Source organism: Streptomyces sp. NPDC006174 (genome assembly GCF_040614075.1).
Lineage (GTDB): Bacteria > Actinomycetota > Actinomycetes > Streptomycetales > Streptomycetaceae > Streptomyces.
Map to the genome: position 1 here is coordinate 89888 of NZ_JBEXTJ010000002.1, position 11338 is coordinate 101225.

Here is an 11338-nt window from a genome sequence, read left to right on the forward strand (position 1 = left end):
CTATGACCATCTTGCGTGATGGCTTCGACTCTCCGGTGTGCTCGACCATGACTTCCAGGGCGGTCTCCACCCATCGGTCGTCGGCCCTGCCGAAGGGCCGTGCCTGGGTACTTGTCCGCTGGACCAGGCCGGCCTCACCGTGTCGGCGGTAGTCGGCGACCCACCGTCGAATGGTGCGATCAGCGACTCCGAGTTCCGTAGCTTTCGCCGCGTAGCGGGCGTCCAGCGACAGCGTCGGCGCGTACGGAGTTCGCGGTTCGCCTTCACGCGCAAGTTCGATGCTGCCGGACCGATATCCCGAGAGGAGTTCCCGAATGTGCTCGGCCCGCTCCAGGATCTGCCGTCTGTCCTCCTCGTCCAACTGCCCCAGTACCACCGAGGCAATCTCCCCGGCGTCGTCCGAGGACGGTCCAGGCCCCTCGGGGATAAGGGTGGCCCGGTCGGAGAAGAGCAGTTCCCGCAAGGACAGACGCAGGAGCCTGCCGTGGCGGTCCTTGAGGACGACCTCGTTGCCGGCCGTGGTGGCGGCCATCTCGACCACCTCGACGGTCTCCCCGTCGTAGCGGAAATGTGTACCAACACCGACCCGCGCTCCGGCCCTGGTCACGCCGTCCTCCTGAGCACGTGCGTCGGGCTAAGCGGCCGGTCGAGATCCACCGTGAGCTCGCGTGTCCACAGCAAGTGATAAACCGCAAACCGAACTTGCTCCTCCGGGCGGCTGGGCAAGCTGGCCGCCGCGCGACGCAGAGGGACTCCGTCGAGCTCAGCGCCTCGGAGCTCGTCGACGAGCCCGCGATCGAACAGCCAGTCTCTGCGGTAGCCCGACAGGAAGCGGATGTTCTCCACCTGTGCCGCGGGTGGCTCGCTCCAGACCTCGTACTTCCACCCGCGGACCTCCACCACCTCACGGGTCCAGCCGAAAGTGAAGGCCACCTCCGGCTTGGACAACCGGTGCAGTGGCTTCACATCCACGACCACGGGTCCCTCGTCGGTGACCAGGAGATAGTCCGGAATGTGCTTGCGTACAGCCCCGTCCACCTCGTCCTTGAGCAGGAAGGGCTGGGCCACGACACGCCGTACGGACGGATCGAAATCAGCGAAGAGGAGACGCGCGAGTTCGAGGCGCGACTCGTAGATGACGTGATCGCGCATAGTGGCGGACCAGTAGGTACCCGAGTAGTGCCGTTGGCCCCTGTACCAGCGGAAGGTCCGCTAGGGGACCGCCGCCGCAAGCTGGTCGATCGAGATCCCGGTCCACTCCCGGTTCTTGATCAGGCTGCCGTTCGCTCCCCGAACGCTCACGGTGATCGATGCCGCGCTCAGCCCTGCCGCCATGAGTCACCCCCGAATCGTCGGCAGCCTCCCCCCGCGAGCGCTACGTTCGCATTCGAGTGAGACTCCCGAGCCGGGCCCAAAACAAGGTCACCTGAACGAGTGACGGAAGTGATCAGCGATTCTCAATCCTGTGTCAGATCAGCCAGCCTGATGACATCGCGACTGAGAAAATGACACGGGATTTGAGAACCTACAGCTACGCGCCTCAGGTCTGCGCCATGTCCACGAAACGTGAGTAATGGCCCTGGAAGGCCACGGTGATGGTGGCCGTCGGACCATTACGGTGCTTGCCGACGATGATGTCGGCCTCGCCGGCGCGCGGTGACTCCTTCTCGTACGCGTCCTCGCGGTGGAGCAGGATGACCATGTCGGCGTCCTGCTCGATGGAGCCGGACTCACGCAGGTCGGAGACCATCGGCTTCTTGTCCGTGCGCTGCTCGGGGCCACGGTTCAGCTGCGAGAGCGCGATCACCGGGACTTCCAGCTCCTTGGCCAGCAGCTTCAGGTTTCGGGACATGTCCGAGACCTCCTGCTGACGGCTCTCGGAACGCTTCGATCCGCCGGCCTGCATCAGCTGCAGATAGTCGATGATCACGAGCTTGATGTCGTTGCGCTGCTTGAGCCGGCGGCACTTCGCGCGGATCTCCATCATCGACAGGTTGGGGGAGTCGTCGATGTAGAGCGGGGCGGCCGAGACCTCGGGCATCCGGCGCGCGAGACGCGTCCAGTCCTCGTCCGTCATCGTGCCGGACCGCATGTGGTGCAGAGCCACGCGCGCCTCGGCCGACAGCAGACGCATCGCGATCTCGTTGCGGCCCATTTCTAGGGAGAAGATGACGCTGGGCAGATTGTTCTTGATCGACGCGGCGCGCGCGAAGTCCAGGGCCAGCGTGGACTTACCCATGGCGGGACGGGCCGCGATGACGATCATCTGGCCGGGGTGCATGCCGTTCGTCAGGGCGTCGAGGTCAGTGAAGCCGGTCGGGACGCCGGTCATCTCGCCGCTGCGCGACCCGATGGCCTCGATCTCGTCGAGCGCGCCCTCCATGATGTCGCCGAGCGGCAGGTAGTCCTCGCTGGTGCGCTGCTCGGTGACCGCGTAGATCTCGGCCTGCGCGGAGTTGACGATCTCGTCGACGTCGCCGTCGGCCGCGTATCCCATCTGCGTGATCTTCGTGCCGGCCTCGACGAGCCGCCGCAGGACCGCCCGCTCGTGGACGATCTCCGCGTAGTACGAGGCGTTGGCCGCGGTCGGCACGGACTGGACCAGGGTGTGCAGGTACGGCGCTCCGCCGACCTTGGTGATCTCACCGCGCTTGACCAGCTCGGCGGCGACCGTGATCGGGTCGGCCGGCTCGCCCTTGGCGTACAGGTCGAGGATGGCCGTGTAGACGGTCTCGTGCGCCGGGCGGTAGAAGTCGTGGCCCTTGATGATCTCCACGACGTCGGCGATGGCGTCCTTGGACAGCAGCATGCCGCCGAGCACCGACTGCTCCGCGTCCAGGTCCTGCGGTGGCACCCGCTCGAAGCTTGCCGGGCCGCCGCCGTCCCATCCGTCGTCCGAGCCCCGGTCGTGCCGGTCCTCGCGGTTGCCCTTGCGCTCCCCGCGGCGCGGGCGGGAGACAGGCAGACGGTCGCCGGGACCGGCCTCGGTCCAGGGGTCGTCCAAAGGCTCGGGAATGCTCACCGGCCCACCTCCTCCCGTCCGCATCGCGGACCTAGCCGTGCCACTCTTTCTTACGGCACGGCGCTGACAAACAAGTCGCCCGACTCCGCTTCCGGCGCGTCTGGTTCAGCTGATTCCGGTGCCGGAACGGAGTGCGGGCGCCGGACCACGGTAGGCCCGTCTCCACCGTCAGCCAATCTGGTTATCCACAGGGCATGTGGATGACGGACCAGATGCTGTGGAGAACCCCTCGGAACCTGTGCACGGAACGGGGGACAGCACTGTGGACAAACTCATAGCAGGATCAGTACTACCCTTCTGACCTGCATGTTCTCCGTCCACTGACTGTGGGAGAGAAAAACTTTCGCCCTGATCTCAAGATCACTGCAAACGGCGCACGGGCGGACGCCCCACGGGAGATCGAGTAAGGGACACTAGCCCATTGCATCTCTTACCTGTGGAAGATTAGATTGACCCTCATGACCCCGGCCCCCACCACCCCGCGAACAGGCCGCCGACGGCACGACCGCGAGATCATCGCCCTCGCCGTACCAGCCTTCGGCGCACTGGTCGCCGAGCCCCTGTTCGTGATGGTCGACAGCGCCATCGTCGGCCACCTCGGCACCCCGCAACTGGCCGGTCTCGGGATCGCGGCGGCCCTGCTGATGACCGCCGTGAGCATCTTCGTCTTCCTCGCCTACGCCACCACGGCCGCCGTCGCCCGACGGGTCGGAGCCGGTGATCTGCCCGCGGCGATCCGCCAGGGCATGGACGGCATCTGGCTGGCCCTGCTGCTCGGTGCCCTCGTCGTGGCGCTCGCCATCCCCTCGGCCCCCTGGCTCGTCGACGTCTTCGGCGCCTCCGACACCGCCGCCCCGTACGCCACCACCTATCTGCGGATCTCCAGCTTCGGAATTCCGGCGATGCTCGTCGTCCTCGCCGCCACCGGTGTGCTGCGCGGACTCCAGGACACCCGGACCCCGCTGTACGTCGCCATCGGCGGCTTCACGGCGAACGGCATCCTCAACGTGGTCCTCGTCTACGGGGCCGGGCTCGGCATCGCCGGATCCGCCTGGGGCACGGTGATCGCCCAGGTGGGTATGGCCGCCGCCTATCTCGTCGTGGTCGTGCGCGGAGCCCGTAGACACGGCGCCTCCCTGCGCCCCGACGCCGCCGGCATCAGGGCCAGCGCCCGCGCGGGCGTACCGCTCCTGGTCCGTACGCTCTCGCTCCGGGCCGTCCTCATGATCGCCACCGCTGTGGCCGCGCGCCTCGGCGACGTCGACATCGCCGCGCACCAGATCATCCTCTCCCTCTGGAGCCTGACCGCCTTCGCGCTCGACGCCATCGCCATCGCGGGCCAGGCGATCATCGGCCGCTATCTGGGGGCCGGCGACGAGAAGGGCGCGCGGGAGGCCTGCCGCCGCATGCTCGAGTGGGGCATCGGCTGCGGCATCGCGCTCGGCGTGCTGATCATGCTCGCCCGGCCGCTCTTCATCCCGCTCTTCACCAGCGATCCGGCGGTGAAGGAGACCCTGCTCCCCGCGCTCCTGGTCGTGGCGGTCTCGCAGCCGATCGCCGGAGTGGTCTTCGTCCTGGACGGCGTGCTGATGGGAGCGGGCGACGGACGCTACCTCGCCTGGGCCATGCTGGTGACGCTGGCCGTCTTCGCTCCGGTCGCGCTTCTGGTGCCTGCTCTCGGCGGAGGCCTCACCGCGCTCTGGTGGGCGATGACGCTGATGATGGCCGTCCGGCTGGTGACCCTCTGGGTACGTACGCGCTCCGGCCGTTGGATCGTCACCGGAGCGACCCGCTGAGGCGCGGGCTCAACGGGACTGTTTCACGTGAAACGCTACGACCTCGCCAACTGTCCCGACGGCGCTGTTTCACGTGAAACGGTCCGTTTCACGTGAAACACTCCCCCGGCACACAGCAAAGGGCCGCATCCCCAACGGGATGCGGCCCTTCACCTGCTCTGCTGAGCTCTGCTCTTAGGCAGCAACGACCTCGACGGCCAGCTTCGCAGCGACCTCGGGGTGCAGACGGACGGACACCTGGTGCCCGCCGAGCGTCTTGATCGGCGAACCGAGCTCCACGCGACGCTTGTCGACGTCCGGACCACCGGCGGCCTTGATCGCCGAAGCGACGTCGGCCGGGGTGACCGAGCCGAAGAGCCGGCCGGCGTCGCCGGAGCGAACGGCCAGGCGGACCTTCACGCCTTCGAGCTTGGCCTTGATCTCGTTGGCCTGCTCGATCGTGGCGATCTCGTGGATCTTGCGGGCGCGGCGGATCTGCGCCACGTCCTTCTCGCCGCCCTTGGTCCAGCGAATGGCGAAGCCACGCGGAACCAGGTAGTTGCGGGCGTACCCGTCCTTGACGTCGACGACGTCGCCGGCGGTGCCGAGGCCAGAGACCTCGTGGGTGAGGATGATCTTCATGCTGTTGTCACCCTTCCCTTATCGCGCGGTGGACGTGTAGGGCAGCAGCGCCATCTCACGGCTGTTCTTGACAGCCGTGGCGACGTCACGCTGGTGCTGCGTGCAGTTGCCGGTGACGCGGCGGGCACGGATCTTGCCGCGGTCGGAAATGAACTTCCGCAGCATGTTCGTGTCCTTGTAGTCCACGTACTGGGTCTTGTCCTTGCAGAACGCGCAGACCTTCTTCTTAGGCTTGCGCACAGGCGGCTTCGCCATGGTGTTTCTCCTGTGTGATCAAGAAGTGGGGGTACGAGCCGCCCTAGAAGGGGGGCTCGTCCGAGTAGCCGCCGCCGGAGCCGCCGGAACTGCCGGAACCACCGGGGCTTCCGCCCCAGCCGCCCCCGCCGCCCTGCTGGCCCCCGCCTTGCTGGCCGCCTGCCGGCGCGCCGGTCGCCCACGGGTCGTCGGCGGGAGCACCGCCGCCACCCTGCTGGCCACCGCCACCGGGACCGCCGCCCCAGTTGCCGCCACCCTGCTGGCCGCCACCGCCGCCGTATCCGCCCTGGCCGCCCTGACCGCCGCGACCGGTGGTCTTGGTGACCTTGGCCGTGGCGCTCTTGAGGCTGGGGCCGACTTCCTCGACATCCAGCTCGTAGACCGTGCGCTTGACGCCCTCACGGTCCTCGTAGGACCGCTGCTTCAGCCGGCCCTGCACGACGACGCGCATGCCTCGCTGGAGCGATTCCGCGACGTTCTCCGCCGCCTGACGCCAGACCGAGCAGGTGAGGAACAGGCCTTCGCCGTCCTTCCACTCGTTGGTCTGCCGGTCGAAGATGCGGGGAGTGGACGCGACACGGAACTTCGCGACCGCCGCACCGGACGGGGTGAAGCGCAGCTCGGGGTCGTCGACGAGATTGCCGACGACCGTGATGACGGTCTCGCCTGCCATGGGTGAACCTCTCGGCGGGGATTGCTTCTGGCTGCTTGCTGCTACTCGGACCCGAAAACCGCTGAGCTAGATGCTCAGTGGATCTCGGGACGGAGGACCTTGGTCCGGAGGACCGACTCGTTCAGGTTCATCTGGCGGTCGAGCTCCTTGACGACCGCAGGCTCGGCCTGCAGGTCGATGACCGAGTAGATGCCCTCGGGCTTCTTCTTGATCTCGTAAGCGAGCCGACGACGGCCCCAGGTGTCGACCTTCTCCACCTTTCCGTCGCCCTCACGGACGACGGAGAGGAAGTTCTCGATCAGCGGGGAGACTGCTCGCTCCTCGAGATCGGGGTCGAGGATGACCATCACCTCGTAGTGACGCATGTGGAACCCACCTCCTTTGGACTCAGCGGCCACGGTCGTTCCGTGGCAGGAGGGTCGTGATGCGTATCGCAACGGCGCCTGTCGAGAAGAACACCCGGCACTGACAATCCGCTCCCGGGAAGATTCCCGGGGGAGGGGCTCGCCGTGCTGGCCTGGGCAGACACCGGTGCAGACCGTACAGACTACCTGTAGACCGGCTTCCGGTTGAAATCCGGAGGTCAGCGGGCACATGCGGCCCGGATTCCGGAGGGCGGATCCGGAGCCTCAGGGGCACAATCGAGACAGATGCGGTGTGAGAGGCGCTACATTCCACCGCCCGTCTCGCCAGGAGGTCATCCATGGCACAGACCCTTCGTCCCGCCGGCTCCCGGTCCACGACCGGCCGCCCCGCCACCGGCTCGCTCTTCGCGACGGACGGCCGGCCCCACCCCGTCCAGGACGTCCTGATGGCGGTGACCGGGGTGCTCGGCGTCCTCGCCTTCGTGACGGCGATGTTCCACCATCTGCACCTGATCAGCTCGTGGGCCGGGCTGATCGGGATCCTGACCGGCGTCTACGGCCAGTACATCTCGAAGACCACCTGGGAGAGGTTCGGCCTGATCATGGGGATCGGCGCCTCGGCGGTGGGCTTCTACCTCGGTATGGCGCACGGCGGCCTCTTCGGCGGCGTCGTCACCTGACCGGCGCAGGACCCGGTGCGGCCGTCCACGCGGCCGCGCCGGTCCTTCGCGGGCGTTCCGGCCCTACGCGGCCAGGCCGGGTGCCCGTCGGTCACAGTAGGCTTCGGCGCGAGAGCCGGAGCCCCTGACCGATGGGGACACACCTGCCGAGGAGCGCCCCGCATGAGCCTGACCCTGAGGACCATCAGCCGAGAGCAGCATCTGGCGTACATCCAGAGCCTGCCCTCGGCCAGTCACTGCCAGGTCCCGGCGTGGGCTGATGTGAAGACCGAATGGCGCTCGGAGAGCCTGGGCTGGTTCGACAGGAACGGCGAGATCGTCGGTGCCGGCCTCGTCCTGTACCGCCAGCTGCCGAAGATCAAGCGCTATCTGGCGTACCTGCCCGAGGGCCCTGTCATCAACTGGTACGCGCCCAACCTGAGCGACTGGCTCCAGCCGATGCTCGCCCACCTCAAGCAGCAGGGCGCGTTCTCCGTGAAGATGGGGCCGCCGGTGGTCATCCGGCGCTGGGACTCGGCGGCCATCAAGTCCGGCATCCAGGACCCGGACGTCAAGCGCCTGCGCGATGTCGAGGCGACCCACATCGAGCCGCGCGCCTTCGAGGTCGCCGACCGGCTGCGGAAGATGGGCTGGCAGCAGGGCGAGGACGGCGGCGCCGGATTCGGTGACGTACAGCCTCGTTACGTCTTCCAGGTGCCGCTGGCCAACCGCTCCCTGGAAGATGTCCTCAAGGGCTTCAACCAGCTGTGGCGCCGCAACATCAAGAAGGCCGACAAGGCCGGCGTCGAGGTCGTCCAGGGCGGCTACGAGGACCTGGCCGAGTGGCAGCGCCTGTACGAGATCACGGCCGTGCGCGACCACTTCCGCCCGCGCCCGCTCTCGTACTTCCAGCGCATGTGGACCGTCCTCAACTCCGAGGACCCCAACCGGATGCGGCTCTACTTCGCGCGGCACAACGGCGTGAACCTCTCCGCCGCCACGATGCTCGTCGTCGGCGGGCACGTCTGGTACTCCTACGGCGCCTCCGACAACATCGGGCGCGAGGTGCGGCCGTCGAACGCCATGCAGTGGCGGATGCTCCGTGACAGCTACGCGATGGGCGCCACCGTCTACGACCTGCGCGGCATCAGCGACTCGCTGGACGAGAACGACCACCTCTTCGGCCTCATCCAGTTCAAGGTCGGCACCGGCGGCGAGGCCGTGGAGTACGTCGGCGAGTGGGACTTCCCGCTGAACAAGGTGCTCCACAAGGCGCTCGACATCTACATGTCGCGCCGCTGACGCGCTTCACCACAGCACGAACCACCGCATCCACAGCCACCAGAAAGGTTCCGGGCCGGCCATGGCGCTCTCCCTCTACGTCGACACCGCGCGCTGGCGGGCGCACCAGAAGTCCGTGATCGACCAGTTCCCCGGCCTCGTACCGGTCTGCAAGGGCAACGGGTACGGCTTCGGCCACGAACGGCTCGCCGACGAGACGATCCGCTTCGGCTCCGACACCCTCGCCGTCGGCACGACGTACGAGGCCGCCACCATCAAGGACTGGTTCAGCGGCGACCTGCTCGTCCTGACCCCGTTCCGGCGCGGTGAGGAGCCCGTACCGCTGCCGGACCGCGTCATCCGGTCCGTCTCCTCCGTCGACGGGGTGCACGCCCTGGTCGGCGCCCGGGTCGTCATCGAGTGCATGAGCTCGATGAAGCGCCACGGCGTCAAGGAGGAGGAGCTCGGGCTGCTGCACGCGGCGATCGAGGACGTACGCCTCGAAGGCTTCGCGCTGCACCTGCCGCTGGACCGCACCGACGGCTCGGACGCCGTCGAGGAGGTCATAGGGTGGATGGACCGGCTGCGCGCCGCCCGGTTGCCGCTGCACACCATGTTCGTGAGCCATCTGCGCGCCGAGGAGCTGGCCCGGCTCCAGCAGCAGTTCCCGCAGACCCGCTTCCGCGCCCGTATCGGCACCCGGCTCTGGCTCGGTGACCACGAGGCCACGGAGTACCGGGGTGCCGTCCTGGACGTCACGCCCGTCGTCAAGGGCGACCGGTTCGGCTACCGCCAGCAGAAGGCCGCCTCAGACGGCTGGCTGGTCGTCGTCGCGGGCGGTACGTCGCACGGGGTCGGCCTGGAGGCGCCGAAGGCGCTACACGGGGTGATGCCGCGGGCCAAGGGCGTCGCGCGCGCGGGCCTGGCCACGGTCAACCGCAATCTGTCGCCGTTCGTCTGGGCGGGCAAGCAGCGCTGGTTCGCCGAGCCGCCGCACATGCAGGTGTCGATCCTGTTCGTGCCGTCGGACGCGCAGGAGCCGCGGGTCGGTGACGAGCTGGTCGCCCATCTGCGCCACACGACCACGCAGTACGACCGGCTCGTCGACCGCTGAGCGAGCCGCCCGGGTCACCGATCCCGGGCCGTGCCCCACTCCACCGGAGGTCCCGCGACCGTCGGGGCCGTGTGCCCCGGCGTACGGGAATCAGCGGACAGCACGAACGCGTCCGGCGCCCCGTCGAGCACTCCGCCCGACGGGTCGTCCGAACCGTCCCGGCGCACCGGGTCCTTGTCCGGCAGCAGGATGTCCCGGACGACCAGGGCGCACAGGTACAGCGTGCCCAGCAGATGCAGCGCGATCGCGAGCTGGTAACCCTCCTGCGGCAGCCCCTGGTGCTTGTCGCCGCCGCTCGTGTACGCGAGGTAGAACCAGATCCCCAGGAAGTACATGACCTCGCAGGCCTGCCAGATGAGGAAGTCGCGCCAGCGCGGCCGGGCCAGCACGGCGAGCGGGATCAGCCAGAGCACGTACTGCGGTGAGTAGACCTTGTTCGTCAGGATGAACGCGGCCACCACCAGGAACGCCAGCTGGGCGAAGCGCGGCCGGCGTGCGGCGGTGAGCGCCAGGCCCGCGATGCCGGCGCAGAAGACCACCATCAGGACCACGGATGCGGTGTTCACCGTCTCCACGTCGATGGGCTTGCCGGTGCGCTGGGTGATGATGAGCCAGAAGGAGCCGAAGTCGATGGGCCGTTCCTGGCTGAAGGTGTAGAACTTCCGCCATCCCTCGGGGGCGTAGAGCATCACCGGCAGGTTCACCACCAGCCAGGCCGCTCCGGCGCCGAGCAGCGCCGTGCCGTACTCGCGCCACCGGCCCGCCCGCCAGCAGAGCAACAGGAGCGGGCCGAGCAGCAGGACGGGATAGAGCTTGGCGGCCGTCGCGAGGCCGATGAGGATGCCGAACGCGAGGACCCGGCCCCGCGACCACATGAGCATCGCCGCGGCCGTCAGCGCGACGGCCAGCAGGTCCCAGTTGATCGTGGCGGTGAGGGCGAACGCGGGCGCCAGCGCGACCAGCAGGCCGTCCCAGGGACGCCGCCGGTGCGTGCGTACGGTGCACACGGCGATGACGACCGCGCAGATCATCAGCATGCCCGCGTTGACCATCCAGTACATCTGCTCGCGCTGCTGGATCGGGTCGCTGTCCGGCGTGAGGGTCAGCCAGGAGGCGATCTGCATGAACACCCCGGTCAGTACCGGGTACTCCAGGTACTGCATGTCGCCGCTCAGCCGGTCGAAGTACGGCACCAGCCCGTCGGCGAAGCCGCGTCCCAGGAAGAGGTGCGGGATGTCGGAGTAGCAGGCGTGCGTGTACTGCGAGGTGGCGCCGCGGAACCAGGCCCACTCGTAGCAGGGGATCTTCTGGACCATGCCGAGGGCGAACATCCCGATCATGGTCAGGGCGACGACGCGTACGGGCGTCAGCGGACCGTCGCCGAGCCGCGCCCAGCGCCCCACCCGCCCGCCGAACAGCTCGCTGCCGGCCGCCGCGACCTCGTCCTGATCGGTGGGCCGCACGACGGGCCGCTCCTGCTGCTGCACGCTCGTGTCCTCTGCGCTGGGGCTTGGCATGCCGCACATCCTGCCGTACGGGGCTGTGGCCCGGG

Annotated in this window: 10 protein-coding genes and 2 pseudogenes; 4 read left to right on the forward strand and 8 right to left on the reverse strand. The window is 68.2% G+C overall.

What is annotated here, in order from left to right:
- Positions 1-157: 157 nt before the first annotated feature.
- The 3 genes and pseudogenes from ABZ267_RS04860 to dnaB form a co-directional block, all read right to left on the reverse strand.
- Positions 158-532 (reverse strand): annotated as a pseudogene (locus tag ABZ267_RS04860) (transposase); the annotation flags it as partial.
- Between the two features lie 71 nt (positions 533-603).
- A pseudogene (locus ABZ267_RS04865) lies at positions 604-1200 on the reverse strand (TnsA-like heteromeric transposase endonuclease subunit); the annotation flags it as partial.
- Between the two features lie 340 nt (positions 1201-1540).
- Positions 1541-3022, reverse strand: coding sequence for a replicative DNA helicase (gene dnaB, locus ABZ267_RS04870; RefSeq protein ID WP_356756739.1), 1482 nt, complete (start codon positions 3020-3022; stop codon positions 1541-1543).
- 458 nt (positions 3023-3480) lie between these two features.
- Here dnaB and ABZ267_RS04875 point away from each other — a divergent pair, with 458 nt between their 5' ends.
- On the forward strand, positions 3481-4818 hold the full coding sequence (locus ABZ267_RS04875; RefSeq protein ID WP_356756738.1) for an MATE family efflux transporter: 1338 nt from the start codon (positions 3481-3483) through the stop codon (positions 4816-4818).
- A 174-nt stretch (positions 4819-4992) separates the two neighbouring features.
- Here the strand turns inward: ABZ267_RS04875 and rplI are convergent, their stop codons facing one another.
- The 4 genes from rplI to rpsF form a co-directional block, all read right to left on the reverse strand.
- Positions 4993-5439, reverse strand: coding sequence for a 50S ribosomal protein L9 (gene rplI, locus ABZ267_RS04880; RefSeq protein WP_018513854.1), 447 nt, complete (start codon positions 5437-5439; stop codon positions 4993-4995).
- Positions 5440-5457: 18 nt separating this feature from the next.
- Entirely contained in the window at positions 5458-5694 is a 237-nt protein-coding gene (gene rpsR, locus ABZ267_RS04885; RefSeq protein WP_003967857.1) for a 30S ribosomal protein S18, read from the reverse strand.
- A gap of 43 nt (positions 5695-5737) precedes the next feature.
- Entirely contained in the window at positions 5738-6367 is a 630-nt protein-coding gene (locus ABZ267_RS04890; protein WP_356756736.1) for a single-stranded DNA-binding protein, read from the reverse strand.
- Between the two features lie 74 nt (positions 6368-6441).
- Positions 6442-6732: a 30S ribosomal protein S6 gene (rpsF, locus tag ABZ267_RS04895; protein ID WP_018957345.1), complete on the reverse strand. Its 291-nt coding sequence runs from the start codon at positions 6730-6732 to the stop codon at positions 6442-6444.
- Positions 6733-7070: 338 nt separating this feature from the next.
- Between rpsF and ABZ267_RS04900 the strand changes: the two genes are divergently transcribed.
- The 3 genes from ABZ267_RS04900 (at position 7071) to ABZ267_RS04910 (ending at position 9786) form a co-directional block, all read left to right on the forward strand.
- A complete protein-coding gene (locus ABZ267_RS04900; protein ID WP_356756734.1) occupies positions 7071-7412 on the forward strand; it encodes a hypothetical protein in 342 nt (113 codons plus the stop codon).
- A 162-nt stretch (positions 7413-7574) separates the two neighbouring features.
- Positions 7575-8693: a peptidoglycan bridge formation glycyltransferase FemA/FemB family protein gene (locus ABZ267_RS04905; protein WP_356756732.1), complete on the forward strand. Its 1119-nt coding sequence runs from the start codon at positions 7575-7577 to the stop codon at positions 8691-8693.
- Positions 8694-8754: 61 nt separating this feature from the next.
- Positions 8755-9786: an alanine racemase gene (locus ABZ267_RS04910; RefSeq protein WP_355122465.1), complete on the forward strand. Its 1032-nt coding sequence runs from the start codon at positions 8755-8757 to the stop codon at positions 9784-9786.
- A gap of 14 nt (positions 9787-9800) precedes the next feature.
- Here ABZ267_RS04910 and ABZ267_RS04915 read toward each other — a convergent pair whose 3' ends face one another.
- A complete protein-coding gene (locus ABZ267_RS04915; RefSeq protein WP_356756730.1) occupies positions 9801-11303 on the reverse strand; it encodes a glycosyltransferase 87 family protein in 1503 nt (500 codons plus the stop codon).
- Positions 11304-11338: the final 35 nt, after the last annotated feature.